Raw genomic sequence first — 26,688 nt, forward strand, 5'->3', positions numbered from 1 at the left:
ACCGGTCGTCGCCGGTCGTCGTGACGGTGCAGGTCCCCGTCCCCGCGCTCGTGCCTGCCGTCGCGGTGAGACTGCCTCCCGTCGCAGTCCCAGTGGCACTACCGCTGATCGCGCCGGTGCAGGCAGCCGAGCTGCTGGTTGCGTTGCTCACACTCCAGCTGAAGGTCGAAGTGCCGCCCGTTGTGACATTCGCAGCGCTAAACGCCTTGCTGCCAATGACTGGCGCGGTGGGCGCAGTCACCGTGAGATTGGCCGAGCCCGTCACAGCTGTTCCGGTTGCATCTTGAGCCGACACCGTGCAAGTCGCAGTGCCAACGCTTGCAGTAGACACGCTGATGGTGCCGCTGGTGCCTGAACCGGTAGCGGTCGAACCCGCCCCCGAGCAGCTGACCGTCGCTGACGCGGCATTGGCGGTATTCCAGCTGAAGTTGCTGCTGGTGCCGGCCGGAACGTTGGTGGGATTGAAGCTCGCCGAGGTGACGCTGACGTTGCCCGCTGACGTCACAGTCAGGTCCGCGCTGCCGGAGACGATCGCGCCGCCGGCCCCGGTGGCTGTGACCGTGCAGGTGGCAGTAGTGGTGGCAGCCGTGGTCCCCACCGTCACATTGCCGGCAGTGCCGGTATTGGTGCCGGTTACGCTGACGCCGGCGCCGGAGCAAGTGACGCTTGCAGAGGTGGCGCCGGTCGTGCTCCAGCTGAAACTGCTGCTGGTGCCTGCGGCGACTGATGCCGGACTGAAGCTGGTCGCATTCACGCCCAGTCCATTCGGTGCACTCACTGTCAGGGTGACACTGTTGCTGGTTGCGGTCGCCCCAGCGCTAGATACCGTGAAATAGCCCGTGTAGCTGCCGGCAACGGACGGCGTCTGCATCGAAACCATGCCGCAGTTGGGCGTGTTGGCCGCACAGCTGGATGGGCCGTTGACCGCAAGCAAACCCGAGCTCGTCCCATAGCTCATGCTTGATGCACTGGACGTCCCCGAGTTGCCCAATTGGCACTTGTAGGTGGCAACTGCGGGGCTGAGTGTTGGCGAGGTGGGGGTGCAGTTGCTAAGCACAAAATTCAGAGGACTGCTTACTGCGGGACCGGAACCGGCAATCGCTGTGGCATTTGCCCCCGTGCCAGAACTACTCGGGATGCTCGCCAGGGTGTTGGGTACCGTATTGGTCACCGTGGCTTGATTCAGCCGCCCCAGGATCCAGTAGCAGGTCTGGAAATCGCTGCAACTGGTGTTGTTTGGGTAGTAGGTGTTGCTTACTGTCTTGAAGAAGAGCCCTGCTACTCCAGCGAACACTCCGGCGGTGGTGACATTGACGGATGATGGATCACCCGTTCCGTTGAAGACGTTCTGAGTGGACACCGACGGCAAGACCGCGCCCGCCAGGTCCTGGCCACTTTCCGAACTCTGATACAAGTAGGGGCGAGCGACCTTGGCCGTTACCGGACAGTTGGCATTGACCGAGGCTGCCGCAGCATTAGTCTGATCGCAGTAGAAGTTGCTGGTTGTGCTGAGCAACGCCGATGCGGAGGTTGCGTTCAGCTTGGTCCGATATGTGGAAGTGCTCGCGGCGACGCCGGTGTACGGGTACGTCTGCAAGTATTGCGTATCGACGGTCATTGGATTGCCGTCCGCGCCGGGGCGCTGTCGCAGCACCTCGCGAAATCCCAGCATGCCGCGGCCTTTGCGGTCAGCCTTCAGGCCCCGGTAGCTCAGCTCGGTCGTGACCACGTTGCTGCCCACGCCTGTGTCATCCACTTGCGTGACCACAACATACATGGGCATGCTCAGATCAACAGCATCTGGGACGGCATACGACGACTGACCCAGATCACTCTGATAGCGGGCGCCAAGACTTGCGTCGCTCGCCAAGTTCGCCGGCACTGAATACGCTGGCGACGAATTGCTCAGCGACACGTAGTACAACTTGGACGTCAACCCCGAGGGACTGGTGACACTCACCAACAGATCGGGTGGAATCGAGTCTGTCTTGATGAAGAGTCGATTGGTTACTGTGCCCCCCACTGTTTGTAGCCGCAGGAACTCCGCGTTCCCGCGCCCGGTGAAGTCACCCAGAATGACGCTGGCTGTGCCGTTACTCTTCTGCAATTGCGTACCGGCCAGGCTGAAGCTCGAAGATGCTGTAAAGGTCCCGTCGCCGTTGCTCAGGTAGACCGCGTTCTGGGAAGCATCATCTTTCCAGCGAAGGATGTCTTGTCGTCCATCGCCGTTGATGTCCACGGCAAGCATGCCCATCGGTTCCTGCGGCGAAAAGATGCTTGGGCGCCCAAGTTCCTGACCGGCGTTGACGAGGTTGAAATTAGCGGTCGACACCAGCTTGGTTGTGCCGTCGCCCACGGCCAGAAATTGAGTGGCTGCTTGGCTATCAGGGTAGATGCAATCCGAGCGGCCATCACCGTTGAAGTCGATGCTGTATACGCAACCCACAGTGGAAGGGGCCTGCGGGTCACGCACGAACGTGCCGTTACCCGAAGAGAGCCACAAACCGGTGGCAACGGATAAATCCTGAAAACCGTCCCCGTTGAAATCGACCACGTAGGGCTTTGTCTCAAACTGGTACTTCGCCGGTGGAGCTGCATACACGCTTCGATTGGCGAACGCACCGATCGAAGCCTCTTGAAAAACTCCTGCCGGCTGCCCCCGAAACACTCGCGTGCACACAATTGACGCGCACAGGCTCGCCTCATTTGGCGGTGTCGTCGTTCGCGCAAAGCCAGGAAGGATGGTCGTGACGATGTCCAAATAGCCATCCCCGTCAACATCGAGCAGATGGAAGTTCGCGCCTGGCGACTGCACAGTTCCCAGGTAATCACCGGGCTCGGTACATGTCGGGTCGTACTCAGAGGAAGGAGGATTGACGCAGGACCTCTGGTCGGTGCTACTGCTCGTCGTCTGAGTCAAATCGATGGAGCTAGGCAACGTGTAAGCGGAGAAATTGCCACTTGCACTACCCAGGTACAGCACATTGGCTGCTGCGCCGCAGGATGTGTTGAGACCGTTCGTCGACCGTGCGCGCTTGACGCGGAGAATGTCCGTGGCGCCGTCCCCATTGAAGTCAGCTGCGATGGAGAAGTAGCAGCCGTCGCTCTTGAAGAGGTTGTCCGATGTGATGTTGAACGCACTGGCCAACGCGAAGCTGCCATTTCCATTGCTGGTGTAGAGCTTGTTGTTCGCCGGCGTGTCAGACCAATAAATGATGTCGGTCTTGCCATCGCCATTGAAGTCGCCGACTAGGGCGCCAGCGGTGCCATTGCCGATCAAGTCAAGTGACGCGAGGGCTTCCGACGTGAACGCCGAGTTTGCTTGGTAGGCATCATTGCCACCAGAGGCGTAGCTCAGCGCGGTGAAGGGCAGGCACCTTGTGCTGCCAGGCCCGCCTGCGCATTCCTGAATTTTGACGATCCGGCTGCGCTTGCTGACTGCCCCGTAGTCATACGTCAGTTTGGTCGTCCGAACGGGCGTGCCGCCATTGACCCCGAGAGCCGTGGCCGGGCTATTGACGTAGGTGGTGATCGACTTCAGGCGGCGCAGGCTGACGTTCTTGCGGCCTTGCTGGTAGGCCTCGGACTTGTCCGTCCGAACATCGTTGCCTAGCCCATCAATGTCGTAGTTGAAGATGACTTTGTTACCGCTGTATTGGACTTCACTGATGTTCCATTCGTGACCCGTTGTGGGTGATCCAGCGGTTGGCCCACTACCCCATGGCACGTCTCTTTGCTCGTACTTGAAGTCGATGGCGTTGCCGAGCGTGTCGCTGATGCGTGCCACGGCCCATGCAATCGGCGCCTTGCCCGGCGCAGCGATCAGCGCAAATGTCGTTGCGTTGCTGGCAGGCCCTTGTCCGTATTCATAGATCTGCCCTGCCTTGGTCCACACTCTGAAATATGCTGGACCACTGACGCCCGTGGAATCACCATTGGCGTAGCCGTACGCGCGGATGCGCGCGTAGATGTCCTTCTCAGTGCGGAACTCTCGATAGAGGTTGGCCCCCAGGCCTTGTGCATCGTTCAACTGCGACGTCACTGGGATGCCCGCGGCATTGTTGCCGCCGCTGGGGGTCGCGTTGCCGCTTTCATCCGTCTGAATCAGTCGCTGCCCGTCCAGGCAGAGTTTGTCGCTTGCCACATACGCCACACCGACCTTGCGGCCATCTTGCGCCAGCGTAGCCGTACAGCGTGTAATCATCGACAGGCCTTGAACGCTCCAGCCATGGCCCAGCGGGCCATTGACGCCGCCACCGGCATACAACAGGCTCAGCTTCGGGGACATGCCTGCGATGCCGGGCGGCACAGCGATGGCTTGGCTGTAGCTCGGAATGCCGCCGTCACCGACGGAGACCTGCGCCATCGCCAATCGTGGCATCAACACAGCCGACGAAACAACGCAAAGCGCGGTCAGACCGACGCGCAAGACGCGCGCCAAGCACAGCTTAGGCATATCAACTCCCTGTGGACGCGAGTCCCACTAACAGGCTAGCCGTGGCTACTGCCGGAACTCTGTCGTTTTGCGGGACTCTATCAAACTTGTCGCGCGAAAAGGCACCCCCAGCTGAGTGGGAGCGCCAAAGGACAAACAGCACTAGCGCCCTCGCGCCGTCCGAAGGACTTGCCGCCACGCTCGCTGAAGATCGCAGTCAGCTCGGTTGGCGAGCTACGGCACCTGAAGCGCGAGCGTCCGGTCCGCCCACCTTGCATTCCGCGAACGGCAAAGGATGCTCTTCTCCACTTAACCTATGGTGGAGCAATGGACACTTCCATAGCCCCCGGTCAGCCAAATCATCGGGCGGAGCTTAGTTCGATCGTTGAACGACTGGACTCGGTCGTCGAGTCCAGCAGATCGAAAAGCGGCAGCCGCTGCCAAGCCGGATTTCAACAACGGTCGTCGTCCCGGTCAGGACAAGCAATGACGGTTAGTGCCGTGGCTTAGCGGTCGGATATCGACCCAATGGTCAGCGTGTGGGGGCGGGCCTAATGGTCGTTTTTCCTGCCCGACGAAACAGCAGGGCACGGTCTGGGCACAAAGCGGGCACAGGATGGGCACGAAAGCCCAGAAACGACAAAGCCCGCACTTGGCGGGCTTTGCTAAGTCCTTCACAGGACTCTTATTTCTTGGTTGCGRGGGCAGGATTTGAACCTRCGACCTTTGGGTTATGAGCCCAACGAGCTACCAGACTGCTCCACCYCGCGACTGAAGCTAGCAGTATATACGAGATTCGGCCGTTGAGGCAAATCTCGTGGCCGTGCTCGTAGCGAACCGTAGCGGCACGTCACCCGCGATCGATGAAATGACCCGCAATCAGAAGGGCAGCTGGGCGCCGCGGGCCTGCAGCCGGGTGCGCAGGTGAGAGCGGGCGCGCGACACGCGGCTGCGCACGGTGCCGATGGGCACGGACAGCAGGGCAGCGGCGTCTTCGTAGCTCATGTCGTCCATGGCGACGAGCAGCAATACCTCGCGCATCTCGGGCATGAGGCCGTCCAGTTCGATCTGCAGCAAGGCCATCAACTGGTTCAGATGGCATTGCTGCTCCGGGTTGGCGTGCAGGCAGGCTGTGGCCTCCAACGCAGACTCGTCCTCAAAGCGGTAGAGCCGCGACGGCGCACGAGACAGGTGGTTGCGCACCAGGTTCATCGCAATGCCGTAGAGCCAGGTCGACAACTGCGACTCGCCGCGGAAGTGCTCGTAGGTGCGCGCCGCCTCGACAAACGCCTGCTGGGCCAGTTCCTCGGCTTCGGTGCTGTCACCGATATGGCGCAGCACGAAGCGGTAGAGGCGGTCACGGTGTTCGCCGAACAGCTCCGAGAAGATGACGTTGGGGTCGGCTGCTGCGGGGTGGCGAATCGGTTGACACTGGGGCTGCATGACGGGCTCCGAGCGGATGAAGCGGCCGAAGTGGCCGCCCTGTCTGATCAGACGCCGTCGCGGCAAAGCTTGCGACAAGGCAGACCCGCCCCACCCCACATTTATGGGCATGGGTTAACCCCCGAGGCCGTGAACTACATCACGAAGTCAATGCGAAAGCTGGTTGAGCAGCGTTCGCAGCCGCGCGGCGAGCGCCTCGGCATCGGCGGGTGGCGGCAGGCTGAAGTCGGGGGCCAGGGCCTGGTCCAAAGCTCGCCGGCGCTCGATGGCGAGACTGGCCGGATCCAGGCCCAGGCCGTCGGCGACGCGACGAAAGCGCCAGCCCAGCATGACGGCCGAGAACTCGATCTGCAAAAGATAGGACTGGGCCATCAGCAGGCCCAGGGCTGACTCCGCGCAAGCCACGGCCCGTTTGACGGTGCGCGCCGGCAGCAGGCGGCGTGATCGCTGGCTGAGGCGCCATTCGCGCTCAGCGATGGCGCTGGCCGCGTCGCCGAAATGCTCGCGCAGCGCGGCGACGAAGAGGCGGCCGATGTCAGCGCAAACCGCGCCCGCCGGCGTGGCGCCACTGCAGACTTCGAGCCGGCCTTCCACCGGGCTGGCCCAAAGCAGTTGCCCGGCAGCCGCAGCGCTCACGAACGCGCCCAACTGGGGGGCTTGAGGCGTCGCCAGCAGCTGGGCGACCTGGGCTTGGGTGGGGTTCAGAACACGGTCCGGAGGTCGACGAAGGGCGTCGGCAGCAGAAGCGGCCGGCATGCCATAGGTAACCGCGAGCGCGGCCGGGTTCCGCAACATCGGCTACCTGACGGCTTCCACGCTGAAGACCGCGGCGCCGTACTCAGCTGCGCAATTCGGGTGGCCGCAATCCGGCTGGCCCAGCAGCCAGCTCGATGCGCCTGGCGCCACGCCGCCGGCCGGGCCCTGGGCCGGCAATGTCAGGAAGCCGTAGCTCGGCTCCTTCTCGGTGGACCAGGGCGCGAAGCTGCGCGGCTCGGCGGCAACGAGGACGAAGAAGTGCTCCGGGCCCGGCGGGTCGCTGGCCTTGAGCGGCCAGCTGGCACCGGGCAGGCGCAGCGTCTCGCCAGCACCGATGTGGTTGTTCTTGGCCTTGTCGTTGGGGTAGAGCTGGACGAGGCTGCCGTCGGGGCCGGCAAGCAGCACATAGACATAGCCCTCGCGCGAGGCACTGACGCTGAAGCGCAGCTCGTCATGGTCGATGCGCAGGCTGGTGCGCTCCGCCTGCGCCTGCACGTCGAAGCCGTCGCTGTGCCGCGCCACGAGGGACCGGAACTGGCTGGGCAGATCTCGCGCGACGGGTTCTGCCAGCGCTGGTGCAGGAGCTGGAGCCGAAGCGACTGCCGGGACCGACACCGGCGCCGCGGCAACCGGTTCGGCCGGCCCTGCAGGCCGCGTCGCGAACCAGGCCGCTGCACCGGCAGCCGCCAGGCCGGCCAAGCCCAGGCCAAGCCACAGTGGCCCGCGGCTCGCGGCCCGCTTGACGGCGGCTGGAGCCGGCGCCGCTGCAGCGGGCGCCTGGATCAGCGTCGCCATCTGGCCCGGCTTGGGCGCGTAGTGGCCTGCCAGGCCCAGGTCCTCACGGAACTCGGCCATGGACTGGGTGCGCTGGTCGGGCAACACCTGCAAGGCGCGGTCCACGGCCTTGACGAGGCGCTCGCTGTAGCGGCCCTTCGTGAGTTCACCCTGCCGGGCCAGCGGCACGTAGTCGTCCTTGACGATGCGGCCGACGCTGGGTGGCGGCGTGCGGCCGGTGATGGCGCAGTAGACGACGGCGGCCAGGGCGTAGACATCGGTCCACGGCCCCTGCTTCATGCTGGGCACCTCGGCGTACTGCTCGATGGGCGCGTAGCCGGGCTTGAGGATGACGGTCAGCGCCTGCGTCATGTCGCCGATGACGCGGCGCGCGGCACCGAAGTCCAGCAACAGGGGGCGGCCGCTGCCGGCCACCAGGATGATGTTGTCGGGTGCGATGTCGCGGTGGTAGCAATGCTCGCCGTGCAGCACCAGCAGGGCCTCGGTCAGCGAGGCCAGCATGTCCATCAGCCAGGCTTCGCCGGGTGGCTCGGGCATTTCCTTCAGCGTCTCCTTCAGTGTCTTGCCTTCGATGAAGGGCATGACCATGAAGGCGGTGCCGTTGGCCTCCCAGAAACGGTAGACCTTGACGAGGGACGGGTGGTCGAACTGCGCCAGCAGCTTCGCCTCGTTGATGAAGCTCTTCAGGCCGGCCTCGAAGGTGTCGCGGTGGCGTTCCGAGCGCACCCGTACCTGCGAACTGTCGCCGCGCAGGGCCAGGGCGGCGGGCATGTATTCCTTGAGCGCCACCGTGCGCTCCAGCGCGTGGTCGCGGGCCAGGTAGACGATGCCGAAACCGCCCTCGCCGAGCACGCGGATGACCTCGAACTCGCCCTGGCGGCTGCCGACGGGCAAGGCGTTGCCGCCGTCCAGCCGGTCGAGGCTCGCAGGTGGTGCCCCGGGCGTAGCCGGGCCGCCTGCCATCACGGCGGGCACGGCTTCGTCAGGAACAGGCGCCGCGGCGACGGGGCCGGTGGCGGCACTGGGCCGGATGATGGTCGCGTCGTTGTCTTCCGGGTCGCTGGAGGAGTTCATCGTTCAGGCGGGACGTCCAACCTGCTGAGTGACGCCACACGCCATTCCGTTCCCCTTGCCGGCAGACAGAGCTGCCGCAGGGAACTAAGCGGCGGCCCCAGTTACTTACCGCCCGAACTCCTGCCTGCCCTGATCGGCAAGCTCACCCGGACCACCATGGACAGCAATCCCTTCGACCCGTCGCCCGACACCGCACCGTCGCTCAGCAGCGACCCCGCGCTGGCGCCGTGGCTGCAGCCCGTGTCCGAGGATGAGGTCTGCGGCCCCGACCTGGAATACGACAACGACTTCCTGGCCTTGACCCAGGCGGCTGCGGGCAAACCCGAAACCCAGTTCGCGTCCGCCGAGCCACCCGACTGGCGAACCGTGCGCAGCCTGGCCGACGACATCAACGCCCGCACCCGCGACCTGCGCGTAGCCAACCTGCTGCTGCGCGCCCGGCTGCGCCTGGAAGGCTTCGCGACGCTGGCGCCGGGCCTGCGCCTGTTCGAAGAGCTGCTGACGCGCTGGTGGGACGAACTCCACCCCCGCCCCGAGGATGGCGACGCGTTTGCGCGGGTCAATGTCCTCAACGAGCTGGCCAGCCTGGACACCACGCTGGGCGACGTCCGTGCCAGCCTGGTGCTGAACGACCGCGGCATCGGCCAGATCAGCGTGCGCGACATCGAGATCGCCATGGGTGACCTGGCGGCGCGCGACGACGAATCGACACCCTCGCGCAGCCAGATCGAGAACATGCTGGCCGACGCCGTGGCCGGCTATCCGCTGCTCGCCACCCAGGCGCCCGCCGCCGTTGCGGCGCTGGATTCACTGGTGGCCTGCCTGTCCGTGCGCCTCAACTATGGCGACGTGCCCGACTTCTCGGCGCTGCGCGCGATGCTGGACGCCGTCATCGCCGTCTCGCCGCGCCCGGTCAGCATCGACGCTTCCGCGGACGACCTCGCCGGCATGCTCAACGACCTGGGCATCGCCCAGGGCCAGGACGGCGGTGGCGACTCGCCCCCGCCCGCCCGCCGCGGCCGCAGCGGTGGCGGTGGTGGCGGCCTGGGCGCGATCGAGAGCCGCGCCGATGCCGTGCGTGCCATTGACCTGGTCTGCGCCTACCTCGAGAAGAACGAGCCCACCAACCCCGCGGCTGACCTGCTGCGCCGTGCGCAACGTCTCATCGACCGCAACTTCCTGCAGCTGGTACGAGAGTTTGCCCCCGAGGCCGTCGGCGAGGTGGCCCGTATGCTGGGTGTGGACCCTGAAAGCCTGCAGTAGTCGCAAGGAACGCCGCGATGTCGTCTTCATCAAAGCCCCTCCTGCAGTCCGTCGTGGCGCACCGCCTTTTGAATCCCTGAATCCCATCCGCAAGGAGCAATGACATGAGCAAGAGCAGCCAGAAATTCATCGCCCGCAACCGGGCCCCGCGGGTGCAGATCGAGTACGACGTCGAGCTCTACGGCGCCGAGAAGAAGGTGCAGCTGCCCTTCGTGATGGGCGTGATGGCCGACCTGTCCGGCAAGCCCGAAGATCCGCTGCCGCCGGTGGCCGACCGCAAGTTCCTCGAGATCGATGTCGACAACTTCGACTCGCGCATGAAGTCCATGAAGCCGCGCGTCGCCTTCCAGGTCGAGAACACGCTGACCGGCGAGGGCAACCTGCCGGTGGACATCACCTTCGAGAGCATGGACGACTTCTCGCCCGCCGCCGTGGCGCGCAAGGTCGAAGGCCTGAACAAGCTGCTCGAGGCCCGCCAGCAACTGTCCAACCTGATCACCTACATGGACGGCAAGAGCGGCGCCGGCGACCTGATCGCCAAGGTGCTGGCCGACCCGACGCTGCTCAAGACGCTGACCGACGCGCCCAAGTCGGAATAAGCCGCAGTTCATCCCAAGACACTGAAACGACCGGAGTTTCAAACATGACCCAAGCGGAACAGTCAGCATCGGCCCTGGCGGGCGTGACCTTCGAAGGCAATGACTTCGCGGCACTGCTGAACAAGGAATTCAAGCCCAAGACCGAGGAGGCGCGCGGCGCCGTGGCGCAGGCCGTGCAGACGCTGGCCCAGCAGGCGCTGAGCAACACCACGCTGCTCAGCGACGACGCCGTCAAGACCATCGAGGCCATGATCGCGGCCATCGACAGCAAGCTCACCGAGCAGATCAACAAGATCATGCACCACGAGGACTTCCAGAAGCTGGAATCCGCCTGGCGCGGCCTGCACTACCTCGTCAACAACACCGAGACCGACGAGCAGCTCAAGATCCGCGTGATGAATGTCTCCAAGACCGACCTTGGCAAGACGCTCAAGCGCTTCAAGGGCACGGCCTGGGACCAGTCGCCGCTGTTCAAGCGCCTGTACGAAGAGGAATACGGCCAGTTCGGCGGCGAGCCCTATGGCTGCCTGGTGGGCGACTACCACTTCGACCACACGCCCCCCGACGTCGAGCTGCTCGGCGAACTGTCCAAGATCGCCGCCGCCGCCCACGCGCCGCTGGTGACCGGTGCCGCGCCGAGCGTCATGCAGATGGAAAGCTGGCAGGAACTCGCCAACCCGCGCGACCTGACCAAGATCTTCACAACGCCGGAGTACGCCGCCTGGCGGTCCCTGCGCGAGTCCGACGACGCCCGCTACCTGGCCCTGTGCATGCCGCGCTTCCTGTCGCGCGTGCCCTATGGCGCCAAGACCAGCCCGGTCGACGAGTTTGCCTTCGAGGAAGACACCGAGGGCGCCGACCACAGCAAGTACACCTGGTCCAACGCCGCCTATGCGATGGCGGTGAACATCAACAGTTCGTTCAAGCAGTACGGCTGGTGCTCGCGCATCCGCGGCATCGAATCCGGCGGCGCGGTGACCGGCCTGCCCACCCACACCTTCCCGACCGACGACGGCGGCGTGGACATGAAGTGCCCGACCGAGATCGCCATCTCCGACCGCCGCGAGGCCGAGCTGAGCAAGAACGGCTTCCTGTCGATGGTGCACCGCAAGAACAGTGACTTCGCGGCCTTCATCAGCGGCCAGTCGCTGCAAAAGCCCGCCGAGTACGACGACGCCGACGCGACCGCCAATGCCGCACTCGCGGCCCGCCTGCCCTATCTGTTCGCCTGCAACCGCTTCGCCCACTACCTGAAGTGCATCGTGCGCGACAAGGTCGGCTCCTTCAAGTCGCGCGACGCGATGGAGGATTGGCTCAACAGCTGGATCCTGAACTACGTCGACGGTGACCCGATGAACTCGTCGGAAGAGACCAAGGCCAGCCGCCCGCTCGCGGCCGCCCAGGTCGAGGTCTCGGAAGTGGAAGGCGCACCGGGCTACTACCAGTCCAAGTTCTACCTGAAGCCGCACTACCAGCTCGAAGGCCTGACCGTGTCGCTGCGGCTGGTGTCCAAGCTGCCGTCCGAAAAATCCGCCTAAGACAGTTGGGAGAACTCGCCGGCGCGGGAGCAGGACGGGTCATCTCTCACCACCACCACAACACCCGCGCTTTGAACCCCTAAGGAGATATCAACATGGCAGTCAATGCATTCCTCACCTTCTTCGACAAGGCCGATGGCGAGTCCATCCAGAAGGGCAAGGAAAAGTGGATCGAGATCCAGGGCTGGGACTGGGAAGTCGAAGCCGAGACCAGCTGGACCAAGGGCGGCGGCGCTTCCGTCGGCAAGCCCAACCCCGGCAAGATGAACTGGGAGCACTACTTCGACACCTCGTCGACCGTGATCCTGGGCTATATCTGCACCGGCAAGGCCTTCCCCAAGGTCGAGCTGCAGATGATGAAGACCACGGGCAGTGCCACGCCCGAGACCTACTTCACGATGACGATGGAAGGTTGCTTCATCACCAAGGTCAACCAGAGCGGCACCGAGGAAGGCAACGTCACGCAGAAGGTCGAAATGGTCTTCAAGACCGTCAAGATCGAATACAAGCCGCAGGACAACAAGACCGGCAAGCTCGGCGCGCCCAAGACCTACAACTGGGACATCCCGGCCGGCACGGCTTCGCCGTCGGCGTGATCCCCTGAGCGGCGCCCGGCACCATGAGCCGTTCAAATATTTTTATGCAACTCATCACCGGCGCCGGGCCGGTGGTGGGCGAGGGCCTGCTCGAAGGTTGGGAAGGCTCGATCGAGCTGCTGGAGTTCGGCTGGGGCATGCAGGCCCTCAAGGACCCCAAGAGCAAAGCCAGCGGCCTGGCCGCCGCGGCTGCTGCCGCTGCGGCCTCGATGGCGGGGCTGGGTACGCCCGTCAGCATCAAGATGCAGCCGCTGACCTTCAAGAAGCGGTTTGACGTCGGCTCCTCGCAGATGCATTTCTGCCTGGACAACCACCTGCCCGTGCTCAGTGCGTCCATCACGGTGCTGCACATCAAGCAGCAAGGCCGGGCCATCCATCAACCTGGCTTCACCGTCGTCTGCACCCAGGGCTACTTTGCCGACTGCACCCTGGAGGTGTCAGACGATGGCCTGTCCAAGGAGGTGAGGGAAAGCTGGACCCTCAACTTCAAGAACATCAAGATGATGTACTTGAAGACCCTCGGCAAGGACAACCTGCCCACGGCCCCCTTCTTCCACCCATTGGCCCTCTGATGTCCAACAACGGCGCCGACATCTTCCTGGTTCTGCTGCGCCCCACCCGCGTGCCGGTCGTGGGCGAAGCAGCGTCCGAAGGCTTCCAGGGGCAGATCCTGGTGGAGACGCTCAACTGGAAGCTGCACAACGAGGACGAGCGCAAGAACGCCAGCAAGGCGGCAGCGGCCTTCACCCTCGCGAGCGGCAGAGCAGACAAGCAAGGCAGCAACGAGCTGCGCGCCATGCATGCGGCCAGCGACGACTACCAAAAGCGCGACAAGAGGCTGCAGGAGTCTTTCGCGAAAGCCCAGCGTGGCGGCAATTTTTCCGAGGCGGACTGGAAAGCCCACCAGGACCAGCGCGATGCCCTCGGCGCGGCCTTCAACAAGAAGCTCGAAAGCATCGCCAGGGATCCGAACACCTTCGCGCCTGCCGACCCGCAAAAAGCCGAAAAGACGGCCACGCTGCAAGGCGAGCGGGAAAAGCAGTACGCGGACCTCGAACGCAACCGCAATTTCGAGTTCACGTTCACCAAGCGGGTCGACATCGCCAGCACACAGATGCTGAACTCGATGAAGGCGGGCAACATCTTCCCCTCGGGCACGCTGACCATCCACCGGCGCTCGGCGACGTTTTTGGACGGTACTTCGCTGATCTTCACCATCCAGAAGATCCGCCTGCTGGAATACGAGTTGGACGTGGTCGTGAACGAGACCATGACGGAGATGATGGAGAAGTGGACCTGCGAGTTCGGCTCGCTCGCCTACGTCTACAAGAACCCGCCGTCGCACTACTCGCACAGCAACACCGGCCAGGCCGTCGCCAAGACCGCGTCGCAGAACACGACGCGCGCCTTCACGATGAAGAACATCGGTTCTCCAATCTAAGCCCCCATGGCCCTGACCAATTACCGGGACGTCAGCACGTCGATGAGCGACGTGTCGGCCGGCTTCCAGTTCGAGTTCTTCTGCGAGAAATGCGGCGAGAGCTCACGCTCGGCCTTCAGGCCCTATCGCAAGGGCCAGATCACGGGCTGGCTGAGCCGTTTCGCCTTCATGTTCTACGACCTGAACAAGGCCAGCCGCGCCACCGGCGCGTTTGCCGAAGCCGGTGGTGGCAGTGCCAAGGCCGAGGCCCTGGCCGAAGCCATGGCCGCCGCAGCACCGCTGTACGAGAAATGCACCGGCTGCCGCAAATGGGTAGGCCGCGAATGCTGGAACAGCAGCAGCAACAGCTGCCGCGACTGCGCCGCCYGTTCCGCGCTGGACGCGGGTTCGGCCAGCCAGGGCGCCGCCAGCGGGGGTGGCTCGGCCTGCCCCAACTGCCAGACGCCCAGCCAGGGCGGGCGCTTCTGCCACGAATGCGGCTTCGACATGGCCAGCACGCACAAGAGCTGCCCGGCCTGCGGCATCACCCTCTCGCGGCAAGCCCGCTTCTGCACGGACTGCGGCCATGGCTTCTGATCCCATCGACATGACGCCCCAACAAGCTGCCGAAGAAGCCTTGCGCGCCGGCGACCCACGCACCGCACTCGCCAAGCTGACCGAGGCCGTGCGCGCCAAGCCGGCCGACCCCAAGCTGCGCACCTTCATGTCCCAGCTGCTCAGCGTGCTCGGCCAGTGGGAACGCGCCCACACCCAGCTCAATGTCGTCGCCGACATGGACAAGCTGGCCATCCCGATGCGCGAGACCGTCGGCCACGCCATCCGTTGCGAGCTGCTGCGCGCCCAGGTGTTTGCTGGCAAGCGCACGCCGGTTGTCTTCGRCCAGCCCGAGGCCTGGGTGGCCCAGTTGATCGAGTCCCTCAAGCAGCAGGCCGAGGGCAACCACCAGCTTGCGGCTGACCTCGCCACCAAGGCCTTCGAGGCCGCGCCGACGAGTGCGGGCAGCATCGACGGCCAGCGCTTCGAGTGGCTCGCCGACGCCGATTCACGCCTCGGCCCGGTGCTCGAGGTCTGCCTCAACGGCCACTACACCTGGGTGCCCTTCCAGCACCTGGCCAAGATCCATTTCGACGCGCCCGAGGACCTGCGCGACTGCGTCTGGATGCCGGCGCAGCTGAGCTTCACCAATGGCGGCAACAGCGTCGCCCTGGTGCCCACGCGCTACCCGGGCTCCGAGAAGAGCGAGGATGGCCTCATCAACCTGGCGCGCAAGACCGAATGGCAAGCACTGCCAGGCGAGGACCGCTATGCCGGCCTGGGCCAGCGCGTGCTGACCAGCGACATCGGCGACCACGACCTGATGGCCGTCAGAGAAATTCTCTTCGACGCCAGCGAGGCCACGCAGACCGAAGGCAACTGATGGCCAGCTTCGGTGCCCAGGACCGCCTCCAACCCTCGCTGCTGGACCGGCTCACCGACAACGATGCCAGCTCCAAGGTCGAGGCCCTCGAGGCCCGCGTACTGAGCCGCAAGCAGCTGCGTGAGGCCGTGCTGCGCGACCTCTCCTGGCTGTTCAACGCGGTGTGTGAAGAGCCGGACATCGGCAACCGCAACGACCCCGAACGCACGGCGCTATGGAAGAGCCTGCCGCATGCCCGCGACTCGGTGCTGAATTTCGGCATCCTGCCCCTGACCGGGCAGACCATGACCATCCACCAGTTCCCCCTCATCGAGGCCCAGGTGCGCCAGGCCATCATCCGCTTCGAGCCGCGACTGGACCCGGACACGGTGGAGGTGCGCATCGCCAACGACATGAGCACCGGCCTGCGCCCCACCAGCCTGCGCCTGACCATCAAGGGCCAGATGTGGAACCAGCCAGTGCCGCTGGAGTTGCTGCTCAGCGCTGACGTAGACGTGGATACTGGTCAAGCCGCCGTGCGTGATATGCGCGGCTGAAACAATGAACATGGCCACAGAGACACAGAGGCACAGAGAAACTGAAGGAAGAGTCTCGTATTCCTCCGTGCCTCTGTGCCTCTGTGGCTGTGTTTCCCGGCTGCGTCGGAACCCCTGATGGACCCCCGCCTCCTTCGCTACTACAACCAGGAACTGCGCTATCTCCGCGAGATGGGCGGCGAGTTCGCGCGCGAGTTCCCGAAGATCGCTGGCCGCCTGGGCATGGAAGGCCTGGAAGTCGCCGACCCCTATGTCGAGCGCCTGCTCGAAGGCACGGCCTTCCTCGCAGCCCGCGTGCAGCTCAAGCAGGACGCCGAATTCCCCCAGCTTGCCCAGGCGCTGCTGGACATGGTCTGCCCCAACCTCGGCGCGCCGATCCCGTCCATGCTGGTGGCCCAGCTCGAGCCGGCTCAGGACCCCAACCTGATTGCCGGCTTCACGCTGCCGCGCGGCAGCGCGCTGATGGGCGCGCGCACGCCGCTGGGGCCAACGCGCTGCGAGTTCCGCACCGCCCAGCCGGTCACGCTGACGCCCATCCGGGTCAGCCAGGTCGAGTACTTCCTCAGCGCCACCGACATCAACTTCAGCGGCCTGCCGCTGCGCGACCGCCCCAAGAGCGGCGTGCGTGTGCGCATGGAGCTGCCCAGCGGCATGAGCTTCGCGCGGCTGCCGCTGGACAGCCTGCGCTTCTTCATGGGTGGCCTTCAGGACGTGGCGCTGAAGCTGCATGAACTTGCCACCTGCCGCTGCGTCGGCGTGCTGGCCGGGCCTGGCGGCAAGGAGGCTGCGGCCAAGCGCCAGTTCATCCCGGCCAGCCGCGTGCACCACGTCGGCCTGGCCGATGACGAGGCCATGCTGCCGGTGACGCTGCGCGGCCTGTCCGGCACGCGGCTGATGCAGGAGTACTTCGCCTTCCCGCAGCGCTTCCTGTTCATCGACGTGGCCGGCCTCAAGCCCAGCTTCGCCGCCTGCACGGGCAACAGCTTCGAGCTGGTGCTGCTGTTCGACCGCTACGAAGCCAGCCTGGAGGGTGGCGGCGAACCGGCCAACTTCAGCCTGAATTGCGTGCCGGCCATCAACCTCTTCGAGCGCCGCGCCGAGCGCATCACGGTCGACGACAGCGCCACCGCCTTCCAGGTCATCCCCGACCGGCTGGCCGGCGCCGACTTCGAGGTGTTCGACGTCGCCTCGGTCACCGGCTTCTCCAGCGACACCGACGAGCTGCAGTTCCTGCCGCTGTTCGACGTGCCCCACGCCGACCCGGCCGGCGCCTCCGGCTATTTCAGCCTGCTGCGCGAGCCGCGTCTGGCCAGCGACCGCGCCAAGCGCGAGGGGCCGCGCTCGGCCTATGTCGGCAGCGAGGTCTTTTTGTCCCTGGTCGACCTGCAGCGCGCGCCCTACCGGGCCGACCTGCGCCAGCTTGCCGCCAAGATCCGCTGCACCAACCGCGACCTGCCGCTCTTCATGCCCGCCGGCCGCGATCATGGTGGCCTGACGCTGGAGACCCGTGCGCCCGTCGACCATGTCGCCGTCGTGGCCGGCCCGTCGCGGCCCGGCAGCGCGGCGCGCGAAGGCGCACTGGCCTGGCGGCTGCTGTCCCTGCTATCGCTGAACTACCTGTCCCTTGTCGACGAGGACCCCGAACGCGGTGCGCTGGCCCTGCGCGAACTGCTCGGCCTGTTCGGCCAAAGCTCCGGCGCCGGCCTGCTGCGGCAGATCGAAGGCGTGCGCTCCGTCACCACGCTGCCCATCGTGCGCCGCCATCCGGCGCCAGGCCCCATCGCCTTCGGCCGCGGGTTGGAGGTGCAGCTGACGGTGGACGAACTCTCCTTCGAAGGTGGCAGCGCGACGCTGCTGGGCGCCGTGCTGCACCACTACTTCAGCCGCCATGTGTCGATGAACAGTTTTGTCCAGACGCTGCTGGTCTCGCGCACCCGCGGCGAGTTGAAGCGCTGGCAACCGCTGCCGGGCGCCAGGGCAGTGTTGTGAGCGCAAAGCCTGAGCCCTCGATCTTCGACGCGCTGACCGCGCGCCCGGGCCGCTTCGACCTCTTCCAGGCCCTGCGCCGCATCGAGGCCGCCCACGCCGACAAGCCGCGCCTGGGCGACGCGCTGCGCCCAGGCGACGAGCCGGTCCGCTTCGCCAGCGAACCGGCGCTGAACTTCGCGCCCACGGCCATCACCAAACTGGCAGCCAACGACCAGGGCCCGCCACGCCTCGTGCAGCGGGTGCTGAGCCTGTTCGGCCCCAACGGTGCCCTGCCCACGCACCTGACCGAATACGCCCGCGAGCGGGCCATGCACCACGGCGACCGCACCTTCGCGGCCTTTGCCGACATGCTGCTGCATCGCTTCGGCCTGCTCTTCTACCGGGCCTGGGCGCGCGCCAACCCGGTGGTGGGCATGGATCGCAGCCGCGACGCGCCCATCGTGCGCCATGTGGGCGCCCTCATCGGCCTGGCCGAGCCGTCGCTGCGCGAGCGCGACGCCCTGGGGGATTTTCCCAAGCTCTATTTCGCCGGCCGCCTGGCTCGCTCGGCGCGCGATGCCGATGGCCTGCAAAGCTGGATCGCGCTGCGCTTCCGTGTGCCCGCCCTGGTACAGCAGTTCAGCGGCCACTGGATGCCGTTGGGGCCTGAAGAACGCACCCGACTCGTCAAGCACGACGGCGTGGCCCTGGGGCGCGGCGCCGTGCTGGGCCGCCAGGTCTGGGATGTGCAGCACAAGTTCCGCATCGAGATCGGCCCCCTGGGCTGGGAGGCATTCCAGGCCTTCCTGCCGTCGGGCCCGCATCTGCCGGCCCTGCAGGCCATGGTGAGGCAATACGTCGGCCAGGAGTTCGCCTGGGATGTGCGCCTGCGCCTCAAGCCCGCCGAGGTGCCGGCCTGGCCGCTGGGCAAAAAACCCGGCGTTGGCATGCTGGGGCGCAGCGCCTGGCTGAACAGCCAGCGCCCGCGCAAGCGAGCGGATCAGCTGTTGATGAACGTCGAAAGCATCTGCCGCGGGCCCTTGAAAGCCTCGCTCGCGCCCAAGCACCAGATCTAGCTCCGCGCAGCGGAACTGAACGGCGGCCTCGGTCACTTAGCACCGAGGAGAACTGGAAATGACTGACATCAGCCGCCAAGCCCTGTTCGGCAAGCTCAACCCGCTGGCCTACAAATCCATCGAAGGCGCCACCGTCTTCTGCAAGCTCAGGGGCAACCCTTATGTCGAGCTGGTGCACTGGATCACCCAGCTGCTGGAGAACAACGAGTCCGACGTCAGCGCCATCGTGCGCCACTACGGCCTGGACGCCGCCGCGCTTGCGCGTGACGTGACGACGGCGCTGGACCGCCTGCCGCGCGGGTCGACGGCCATCAGCGACTTCTCCGAGCACATCACCCACGCCATCCAGCAGGGCTGGGTCTATTCGACGCTGATGTACGGCGATGCCCAGGTGCGCAGCGGCCACCTGCTGCTGGCGCTGCTGTCCACGCGCACGCTGCGTGAAGCGCTGTTCGGCATCTCGCGCCAGTTCGAGAAGATCAAGGCCGATGACCTGGCCGACAAGCTGCAAAGCCTGATCGGCAAGACCGGCGAAGCGGGCCTGGGCGCCACCGACGGCAGCGCGTTGAACAGCGCGCAACCCGGCCAAGCCGAGGGCGCGATGGCTCCCGCCGCCATGGGCCGCCAGGAGGCGCTGAAGAAGTTCACCGTCGACCTGACCGAGAAGGCGCGCAAGGGGGAGATCGACCCGGTCACCGGCCGCGACGACGAGATCCGCCAGATCGTCGACATCCTGATGCGCCGCCGCCAGAACAACCCGCTGCTGACCGGCGAGGCCGGTGTCGGCAAGACGGCCGTGGTGGAAGGCTTTGCGCTGCGCCTGGCGCGCGGCGACGTGCCTCCGCCCATGCAGGGCGTGACGCTGCTGACGCTGGACATCGGCCTGCTGCAGGCCGGCGCGTCCATGAAGGGCGAGTTCGAGCAGCGCCTGCGCCAGGTCATCGACGAGGTGCAACAAAGCCCCACGCCCATCATCCTGTTCATCGACGAGATCCACACCCTCGTTGGCGCTGGCGGTGCGGCCGGCACGGGCGATGCAGCCAACCTGCTGAAGCCGGCCCTGGCGCGCGGCAATCTGCGCACCGTGGGCGCAACGACCTGGGCCGAGTACAAGAAGTACATCGAGAAGGACCCGGCCCTGACCCGCCGCTTCCAGACCGTGCAGGTCGAGGAGCCGGACGAGAAGAAGGCCATCCTGATGCTGCGCGGTGTGGCCACCGTGCTGGAGAAGCACCACCAGGTCCAGCTGCTCGACGAGGCCATCGAGGCCGCCGTCAAGCTGTCCCACCGCTACATCCCGGCCCGCCAGCTGCCCGACAAGGCCGTCAGCCTGCTGGACACCGCCTGCGCCCGCGTGGCCGTCAGCCAGCACGCCATGCCGGCCGAGGTGGAGGACTGCAAGCGCCGCATCGAATCGCTGGAGATCGAGCAGGGCATCATCGGCCGCGAGGCCCAGGTGGGCGTGCACATCGGCGACCGCGGCACCACGGTCGAGGAGTCACTGGCCAAGGAACGCGCGCGCCTCGCGACGCTGGAAGTGCGCTGGCAGCAGGAGAAGGACGTTGTCGCCAAGATCCTGGAGCTGCGCGCCAAGCTGCGCGGCGACGGCCAGCCGGTCGATGAAGCAGCGTCCTCCGCGCCTGATCGCGACGCGCTGCTCGCCGACATGCAGGCCGCCAAGGCCCAGCTCGCCGAATTGCAGGGCGACGCGCCACTGATCCTGCCGTCGGTCGACGCCCAGGCCGTGGCCAGCGTCGTCGCGGACTGGACGGGCATCCCCGTCGGCCGCATGGTCAAGAACGAGCTGGAAGCCGTGCTGCGCCTGGGCGCCACGCTGGGCCAGCGCGTCATCGGCCAGCAGCATGGCCTGGACATGATCGCCCGCCGCATCCAGACCTCGCGCGCCAAGCTCGACAACCCCAACAAGCCCATCGGCGTCTTCATGCTGTGCGGCACCTCGGGCGTGGGCAAGACCGAGACGGCACTGGCGCTGGCCGAGTCGCTGTACGGCGGCGAGCAGAACGTCATCACCATCAACATGAGCGAGTACCAGGAGTCGCACACCGTCTCCACGCTCAAAGGCGCGCCTCCGGGCTATGTGGGCTACGGCGAGGGCGGTGTGCTGACCGAGGCCGTGCGCCGCCGGCCCTACAGCGTCGTGCTGCTGGACGAGGTCGAGAAGGCCCACCCCGACGTGCACGAACTCTTCTTCCAGGTCTTCGACAAGGGCTGGATGGAGGACGGCGAAGGCCGCATGATCGACTTCAAGAACACCATCATCCTGCTGACCAGCAATGTGGGTTCCGAGCTCATCATGAACATGTGCCGCGACCCCGAGCTGCTGCCCGACCCCGAGTCGCTGGCCACGGCACTGACCGAACCGCTGCAGAAGGTTTTCCCGCCGGCACTGCTGGGCCGCATCGTCACGATCCCGTACTACCCGCTGAGCGACGAGATGCTGGCCCGCATCGTGCGCCTGCAGCTCGGCCGCATCGTCAAGCGCGTCGCCGAGAACCACCGCATCCCGTTCGAGTACAGCGACGCAGCGGTGGAGCTCATCGTCAAGCGCTGCAACAACGCGGAGTCGGGCGGCCGCATCATCGACGCCATCCTGACCAACACGGTGCTGCCTAAGGTGTCCATTGAGTACCTGTCGCGCACGGCGTCGGGCCAGCCGCTGCAGAAGGTCAGCCTCGGCGTGGCCGATGGCGACTTCTCCTACGCCTTTGATTGAGACGAGCAGATGGTGGCCGTAGTGACTTACCGGGCCGAGCGCCGGGCCGCTCCCAAGCCGGCCCGCTGGGCGATGTGCTTGCGGCTCAACGCCGCAAGCATCGCCGTCCCCTCGGGGGACCGGTCGATGTACTCATCGGACGAGGGGCCGACACATGTCTAGTGTGATGTCCATCACCACCAAGCTGGGTGGTGAAAAGTTGCTGGTCTTGCGCATGGAGGGTCGGGAGCAGCTCGGCGCGCTGCCCGAGTGGCAGGTCGACCTGGTCGGAAACGTCAGCCTGCTGGGCGTGCGCGAGTCCATCGACCTGCACGCCCTGCTGGGCTCGCGTGCCAATGTCAGCATCGAGCATGGTGCCAAGCGTCACTTCAATGGCTTCATCACCGAAGTCCAGCGCGGTGAACGCCATGGCCGCTTTGACTCCTTCCGCATCACCATGCGGCCCTGGACCTGGTTCGCCACGCGCACGCGCAACTCCAAGGTGTTCCAGAACAAGAGCGTGAAGGACATCGTCACCGCCGTCCTCACGCCCTACAGCGCCGACTTCGCCTGGCGGCTGCAGGACGCCGCGGTCTACAAGCCGCTCGAGTACTGCGTGCAGTACCAGGAGTCGGACTTCGACTTCGTCAGCCGTTTGCTGGAAGAGTTCGGCATCTACTATTTCTTCGAGCACACCAGCACCACCCACACCCTGGTGCTGATCGACTCGATGGGCAAGCACAAGGCCAAGACGGGCGACAAGACCGTCAAATGGTCCCACAAGCTCGATGCCACCAAGCCCACCCTCGTCGACTGGAAGATGGTCGAGGAAGTGCATTCGGTCAAGGCCGTGGTGCGCGACTACGACTACCTCGCGACGGCGTCTGCCATCCAGCAGGAGCACAGCGCGCTGCCCACGGCGGCGACCGCCAAGCTCGGTGACGCCGAGGTCTATGAGTTCCCGGCGCGTGCGGTGCAAAACCAGGTCAAGCCCGACGCGCAGCCGACCGCGGCGGCCGCCATTCGCGTCGCCAAGATGCGGCTGGAAGAGCTGCAGTCGCTGCAGCAGATCTACACCGGCACCACCAACTGCAACGACATCACGGTGGGCGCCACCTTCGATCTCGAAGACGCCCTGAATGCGGCCGACGACGACAGCTACCTGATCGTCGGCATGAACTTCCACGCCGAGTTCGCCGACCACGAGGCCATCGACGATCTCAGGTCCCTGCCGCGCCGCCGCGACGGCGTGATCGCCAATCTCATGTGCATCAGCACGGGCGGCAATGCCTTCCGCCCGCAGCGCCGCACGCCGCGGCCCATCATGTACGGGCCGCAGACGGCCATCGTCGTCGGCGCCTCGGGCAACGAGGTGGAGACCGACAAGCACGGCCGCATCAAGGTGCAGTTCCACTGGGACCGCCTGGGCGAGAACAACGAAAACAGCTCCTGCTTCGTGCGCCTGTCCCAGCCCTGGGCAGGCAAGGGCATGGGGCTGTGGATGATCCCGCGCGTCGGCCACGAAGTGGTCGTCAGCTTCATCGGCGGCGACCCCGACCGACCCCTCATCACGGGCTCGGTGCACAACGACATCAACACGCCCATCTATCCCCTGCCCGCCAATTCCGACATCAGCGGCTGGCGCACCCACTCGACCAAGAACGGCGCGGCCGACGCCCGCCACGAACTGCGTTTCGACGACAAGACGGGCAAGGAATACGTCTGGCTGCAATCGCAGAAGAACTTCCATCGCCACGTGAAGGAAGACGCCTTCGACTGGATCGAGATGAACGAGACCAAGAAGGTCAAGCTCACGCGCAAGGAGGTCGTCGGCGAGAACTGGTATGTCAACGTCGGCAAGGACGTCATGCACGACCTCGGCAAGGACCTGCACACCAAGGTCGCCGGTGACATCTTCACCACGGGTGCGGCCACCTACCAGCTCAAGCTTGAGAAAGACTTCAACGCCAAGGTCGGTGCCGACTACGGGCTTGACGTCACCGGCAAGACGGCCGTCAAGGCCGGCGGCGACATCAACCTGCAAAGCGGCGGCGCGGGCAACTTCAAGACGACCGGCAACCTGGTCGGCGAGGCCGGTGCCAAGCTGTCGCTGAAGGCCACAGCCGACCTGTTGATGCAAGCCGTCAACATCAAGGCCAAGGGCAGCGCCGAGATCGTGCTGGAGGCCACGGCCGGCATCAAGATCGTCTGCGGCGGCTCGGTCATCACGCTGGGCCCGGCGGGCGTCACCATCGACGGCCCCCTCGTCAAGGTCAACTGTGGCGGTGGCGGCGGCTCCGCCGGCGCAGCCGAGAGCGCGGCCGCGGCCGAGCCCAAGGCGCCGGAAGACGCCATGAACCAGGAACTGCTGACGTCCGCCAAGGCCACGGACTACGACAAGCTTTTTGAAGACCCCTTGACCGTCGGCCAAGAGGCGCCAAACACCGCCGCCGCGGCCAATGCGAGCGCGGACGCCGCAGCAGCGGCCAAGGCCGCCGCTGAAGCCGCCGCGGCCGCCGCCGCCGCTGCGGCCCGTGCGGCCAAGATCCGCGCTGCCGCCCTCGCCGGCGCTGCCGCCGCCCTCGCTGCAGGAGGCGCCGCAGCGGCCGCCTTGGCCGCGGCCGCGGCCGGCGGCGGAGGCGGGGCGGAGGACAACGAGGACGACGCTAAAAACGCCGACGCAGCCGCCCCACCTCCCGACGACGCCGCAGGTCCCGAGGGCGGCGGAGGGCCGGCTTGAACGCTGCCGCTCTGGCCACGGCCCAGATCCGATCAGCACTGTGGGACCGGCCGGACGGGCGCGTGCATGCCGTCGTCGACGGTGGTGTCATCCCCGGCCTGCTGGAACGGCTGCAGGCCGGGCAGTCCGTCGGCTGGGACTGCCTGCAGCGCGGCGCCCTCAAGCCCGAGGCCGCCGCGCAGGCGGCCTACATCGTCGAGCTGCAACCCGAGGCCGATCTCACCCGTTGGTTGCTCGGTGAAGCCTGCACCGCCTTCGAGGGATGGGGTGTGCTGATGACGTCCAACCGGCCGCTGCTCGCCATGCGCGAGCACAGCCGTGACCTCGCGGAGGTGCGCACGCCCGAGGGCCGCCGCCGGCCCTGGCGCTGGTGGGACCCCGAGCTGCTGGCCCTGCTGCTGCCCGGCCTCGCGCCGTCGCAGCTCGACGCCTTCTTCGCGGCCGGGCAGCAGCTTGTCTGCCCGGCCGCGAAGCGCTGGACCTGGTGGCAGCGCCTGAACGGCGTGCTGGACAGCCAAGTCCGGGAGCGGGTGAACTGATGCTCCAACTCAACGCGGATCAGCTGGAAAAAGTCGAGGCCCTGCAGCTCAAGCGCGACTCGCGCGAGCTGCTGCAACTGCTGGGCAGCGCCTGGCCCGAGGTCGCCGAACAGCTCCAGGCCCGCTGGCCAGCCTTCATCGACGTGGCGCTGGAGCACGGACAGCAAATCGGCTTGCGCCATGTCGCTGAGCTGGCCCGTTATGCCTCGCTGTGCTGCCTGTGGGGCGCGGGCTTCGAGGCCAAGCCGCGCTTTGAATGGGCTGCGGCCATTGCTGCCGACGCCACGCTGAGCCCGACGCTGAAGCTGCACCAGCTCACCCACCGCTCGCGAGAGGAACTGCTGCGCCGCGCCGCCAAGGCCGCGCCCACCGGCGACGCGATGACGCCGGCAGGCTACGACAAGGCGCTCGCCGCCGTCGAGGCCGGCCTCAGCCGTGTCGCGCGTGGCCGAGCCATCTTTCTCGACCAGCCGCCGCCGCCCCGGCCCAAGGCCTGCGATCTCGCCGCCATCACCTTCGCCGTCGCCGAGCCAAAACCGCTGCAGGCCTACCAGGGCCAGGACGGCAGCTGGCGGCGCGTCGACCTGGCGCCCTGGGCGCCGCAGCCAGAAACCTTGTCCGCGCCACTCGACGAGCCTCGTCTGCTGCCGGTGCTCAGCCGCGCCGTGGGCGCCGGCGCGAGCGCGCGGCTGCAGCTCGCGGTCAGCACCGAAGCCACCTGTGATGCCCACCACCCCGAGGTGCTGCACGCAACCGGCGCCGGCCGCCTGACCTGGCGCGGTGCCGACACCGCCCGCCTGAGCCTGACGCTGCATGCGCCGCCCAGCCCGCCGCCCGACCCCAAGCTCGGCCCCGCCGGCATCGCCCACGGCGAGCCGCCCGATGTGCAGAGCGTCAGCATCAGCAGCTGCGGCATCCGCAACGCGGGCGCGCCACTGGGCCGCATCGAGCTCGGCCTGCAGGTGCATGCCGCCACGCAGCGCCTTGTCGAAGTCAGGCATGGCGCCCTGCCCGCCCAGGCCTGGCCCGTCGAAGGCGAAGCCCCGCTGCTGAACGCGGCAGGTACCGCCTGCCATCTCGAAGCCGATGGCCATACCGAACCTGCACCGGCCTGGCTGAAGGCCTGGCAGACGCTCCAGCCGTTGAGCCGCGCCGGGCTCGAAAAACTCTTCATCGCCTGGTCTCGCCACATGGCCGGCAGCAGCGGCCGCATGGAGGCCGAACTGGCGCCCCTCGTCGGCCAGGCCGGCATCACCTGGGGGTGGCAACACGAAAAAGACGGCGCCGTCGCGCTGCGCGTGCAGGGCGCCATCGACTTTGCCGCCCTGGTGCTGGACCTGCGCCTGAGCGGCGAACTCGACTGGCTCGGCAGCCGAGCCCGTGTCAGCCTGCGCGCCCAGGGCCGCAGCGAGTGGCGCATGAGCCTCGCTGACGGTGCCGCGTTGGAGCAGGCCAAGACGACCTGGCGCCACCCCTTCTCGCTGAGCATCGACGCCATCGCCAACGGCCAGCCGGCCCTGCTGTCGGCCGGTCCGTTGGCCGAGCCGCTGCGCGGCGCCGTCGTCGGCGAATGCGGCCTGCGCCCGCGCCCGGACGGCCGCGGCCAGCAATGGTTCTACCGCCTGGCGATCGAGCCGGTGAACGTCTGCCTGCTGCGCCAGGATCCGCTCGGCGGCGCGCAGCGCCAGCAGCGCGAGCTGATCCCGGCTCTGACCCTCATCGACTGGAGTGGAGGCTGATATGAGGCCCCCACGCTCAT

Annotated in this window: 19 protein-coding genes and 1 tRNA gene; 15 read left to right on the top strand and 5 right to left on the bottom strand. The window is 66.4% G+C overall.

The features are described 5' to 3' along the window. The 5 genes from ACXJKM_RS27265 to ACXJKM_RS27285 all read right to left on the bottom strand — a co-directional run. The coding region (locus ACXJKM_RS27265; RefSeq protein WP_457356269.1) for an FG-GAP-like repeat-containing protein at window positions 1-4,456 on the bottom strand (4,456 nt) is incomplete at its 3' end. A 672-nt stretch (window positions 4,457-5,128) separates the two neighbouring features. After that, a tRNA-Met gene (locus tag ACXJKM_RS27270) sits at window positions 5,129-5,205 on the bottom strand. A 109-nt stretch (window positions 5,206-5,314) separates the two neighbouring features. Next, entirely contained in the window at window positions 5,315-5,878 is a 564-nt protein-coding gene (locus ACXJKM_RS27275; protein ID WP_056194288.1) for an RNA polymerase sigma factor, read from the bottom strand. 147 nt (window positions 5,879-6,025) lie between these two features. Then, the gene (locus ACXJKM_RS27280; protein WP_157281230.1) at window positions 6,026-6,514 is read right to left on the bottom strand and encodes a hypothetical protein; all 489 of its coding nucleotides are present in this window, start codon (window positions 6,512-6,514) and stop codon (window positions 6,026-6,028) included. A gap of 162 nt (window positions 6,515-6,676) precedes the next feature. Then, complete coding sequence (locus tag ACXJKM_RS27285; protein WP_457356270.1) at window positions 6,677-8,503, bottom strand: protein kinase domain-containing protein; 1,827 nt, start codon at window positions 8,501-8,503, stop codon at window positions 6,677-6,679. 156 nt (window positions 8,504-8,659) lie between these two features. Between ACXJKM_RS27285 and tssA the strand changes: the two genes are divergently transcribed. The 15 genes from tssA to ACXJKM_RS27360 all read left to right on the top strand — a co-directional run bounded on the left by tssA (window position 8,660) and on the right by ACXJKM_RS27360 (window position 26,668). Further along, on the top strand, window positions 8,660-9,766 hold the full coding sequence (gene tssA / locus ACXJKM_RS27290) for a type VI secretion system protein TssA (protein WP_457356271.1): 1,107 nt from the start codon (window positions 8,660-8,662) through the stop codon (window positions 9,764-9,766). A gap of 104 nt (window positions 9,767-9,870) precedes the next feature. After that, the gene (gene tssB, locus ACXJKM_RS27295) at window positions 9,871-10,365 is read left to right on the top strand and encodes a type VI secretion system contractile sheath small subunit (RefSeq protein WP_056194084.1); all 495 of its coding nucleotides are present in this window, start codon (window positions 9,871-9,873) and stop codon (window positions 10,363-10,365) included. 44 nt (window positions 10,366-10,409) lie between these two features. Further along, window positions 10,410-11,903, top strand: coding sequence for a type VI secretion system contractile sheath large subunit (gene tssC / locus ACXJKM_RS27300; RefSeq protein ID WP_056194087.1), 1,494 nt, complete (start codon window positions 10,410-10,412; stop codon window positions 11,901-11,903). Between the two features lie 95 nt (window positions 11,904-11,998). Next, window positions 11,999-12,499: an Hcp family type VI secretion system effector gene (locus ACXJKM_RS27305; protein ID WP_056194090.1), complete on the top strand. Its 501-nt coding sequence runs from the start codon at window positions 11,999-12,001 to the stop codon at window positions 12,497-12,499. A 44-nt stretch (window positions 12,500-12,543) separates the two neighbouring features. Beyond that, window positions 12,544-13,071 carry a hypothetical protein gene (locus ACXJKM_RS27310; protein WP_457356272.1) on the top strand — a complete coding sequence of 176 codons (528 nt, stop codon included), beginning with the start codon at window positions 12,544-12,546 and terminating at the stop codon, window positions 13,069-13,071. Beyond that, window positions 13,071-13,940, top strand: coding sequence for a hypothetical protein (locus ACXJKM_RS27315; protein WP_457356273.1), 870 nt, complete (start codon window positions 13,071-13,073; stop codon window positions 13,938-13,940). The genes ACXJKM_RS27310 and ACXJKM_RS27315 overlap by 1 nt, the downstream gene beginning before the upstream one ends. A gap of 6 nt (window positions 13,941-13,946) precedes the next feature. Next, window positions 13,947-14,516: a double zinc ribbon domain-containing protein gene (locus ACXJKM_RS27320; protein WP_457356274.1), complete on the top strand. Its 570-nt coding sequence runs from the start codon at window positions 13,947-13,949 to the stop codon at window positions 14,514-14,516. Beyond that, window positions 14,506-15,357, top strand: a complete 852-nt coding sequence (locus ACXJKM_RS27325; RefSeq protein ID WP_457356275.1) for a type VI secretion system accessory protein TagJ — start codon at window positions 14,506-14,508, stop codon at window positions 15,355-15,357. The genes ACXJKM_RS27320 and ACXJKM_RS27325 overlap by 11 nt, the downstream gene beginning before the upstream one ends. Further along, the gene (gene tssE / locus ACXJKM_RS27330; RefSeq protein WP_056194104.1) at window positions 15,357-15,893 is read left to right on the top strand and encodes a type VI secretion system baseplate subunit TssE; all 537 of its coding nucleotides are present in this window, start codon (window positions 15,357-15,359) and stop codon (window positions 15,891-15,893) included. Before ACXJKM_RS27325 ends, tssE begins: the two co-directional genes overlap by 1 nt. 117 nt (window positions 15,894-16,010) lie before the next feature. Next, window positions 16,011-17,882 (top strand): type VI secretion system baseplate subunit TssF, encoded by a 1,872-nt coding sequence (gene tssF, locus ACXJKM_RS27335; protein WP_457356276.1) that lies wholly within the window; start codon window positions 16,011-16,013, stop codon window positions 17,880-17,882. After that, a complete protein-coding gene (gene tssG / locus ACXJKM_RS27340; RefSeq protein ID WP_457356277.1) occupies window positions 17,879-18,937 on the top strand; it encodes a type VI secretion system baseplate subunit TssG in 1,059 nt (352 codons plus the stop codon). The genes tssF and tssG overlap by 4 nt, the downstream gene beginning before the upstream one ends. Window positions 18,938-18,995: 58 nt before the next feature. Beyond that, entirely contained in the window at window positions 18,996-21,671 is a 2,676-nt protein-coding gene (gene tssH / locus ACXJKM_RS27345; protein ID WP_457356278.1) for a type VI secretion system ATPase TssH, read from the top strand. Window positions 21,672-21,837: 166 nt separating this feature from the next. Next, window positions 21,838-24,390, top strand: coding sequence for a type VI secretion system Vgr family protein (locus ACXJKM_RS27350; protein WP_457356279.1), 2,553 nt, complete (start codon window positions 21,838-21,840; stop codon window positions 24,388-24,390). Continuing rightward, complete coding sequence (locus ACXJKM_RS27355) at window positions 24,387-24,929, top strand: DUF4123 domain-containing protein (protein ID WP_457356280.1); 543 nt, start codon at window positions 24,387-24,389, stop codon at window positions 24,927-24,929. Before ACXJKM_RS27350 ends, ACXJKM_RS27355 begins: the two co-directional genes overlap by 4 nt. Further along, on the top strand, window positions 24,929-26,668 hold the full coding sequence (locus tag ACXJKM_RS27360) for a hypothetical protein (protein WP_457356281.1): 1,740 nt from the start codon (window positions 24,929-24,931) through the stop codon (window positions 26,666-26,668). Before ACXJKM_RS27355 ends, ACXJKM_RS27360 begins: the two co-directional genes overlap by 1 nt. Window positions 26,669-26,688 lie beyond the last annotated feature (20 nt).

Source organism: Roseateles sp. P5_D6 (assembly GCF_054049415.1).

What these genes read in the sequence shown, in the direction of transcription:
- tssE (WP_056194104.1), top strand. Translation starts at nt 15,357, where the DNA reads ATGGCCAGCTTCGGTGCCCAGGACCGCCTCCAACCCTCGCTGCTGGAC.
- ACXJKM_RS27315 (WP_457356273.1), top strand. Translation starts at nt 13,071, where the DNA reads ATGTCCAACAACGGCGCCGACATCTTCCTGGTTCTGCTGCGCCCCACC.
- tssA (WP_457356271.1), top strand. Translation starts at nt 8,660, where the DNA reads ATGGACAGCAATCCCTTCGACCCGTCGCCCGACACCGCACCGTCGCTC.
- tssH (WP_457356278.1), top strand. Translation starts at nt 18,996, where the DNA reads ATGACTGACATCAGCCGCCAAGCCCTGTTCGGCAAGCTCAACCCGCTG.
- ACXJKM_RS27310 (WP_457356272.1), top strand. Translation starts at nt 12,544, where the DNA reads ATGCAACTCATCACCGGCGCCGGGCCGGTGGTGGGCGAGGGCCTGCTC.
- tssF (WP_457356276.1), top strand. Translation starts at nt 16,011, where the DNA reads ATGGACCCCCGCCTCCTTCGCTACTACAACCAGGAACTGCGCTATCTC.
- tssC (WP_056194087.1), top strand. Translation starts at nt 10,410, where the DNA reads ATGACCCAAGCGGAACAGTCAGCATCGGCCCTGGCGGGCGTGACCTTC.
- ACXJKM_RS27305 (WP_056194090.1), top strand. Translation starts at nt 11,999, where the DNA reads ATGGCAGTCAATGCATTCCTCACCTTCTTCGACAAGGCCGATGGCGAG.
- ACXJKM_RS27360 (WP_457356281.1), top strand. Translation starts at nt 24,929, where the DNA reads ATGCTCCAACTCAACGCGGATCAGCTGGAAAAAGTCGAGGCCCTGCAG.
- ACXJKM_RS27350 (WP_457356279.1), top strand. Translation starts at nt 21,838, where the DNA reads ATGTCCATCACCACCAAGCTGGGTGGTGAAAAGTTGCTGGTCTTGCGC.
- ACXJKM_RS27275 (WP_056194288.1), bottom strand. Translation starts at nt 5,878, where the DNA reads ATGCAGCCCCAGTGTCAACCGATTCGCCACCCCGCAGCAGCCGACCCC.
- tssB (WP_056194084.1), top strand. Translation starts at nt 9,871, where the DNA reads ATGAGCAAGAGCAGCCAGAAATTCATCGCCCGCAACCGGGCCCCGCGG.
- ACXJKM_RS27285 (WP_457356270.1), bottom strand. Translation starts at nt 8,503, where the DNA reads ATGAACTCCTCCAGCGACCCGGAAGACAACGACGCGACCATCATCCGG.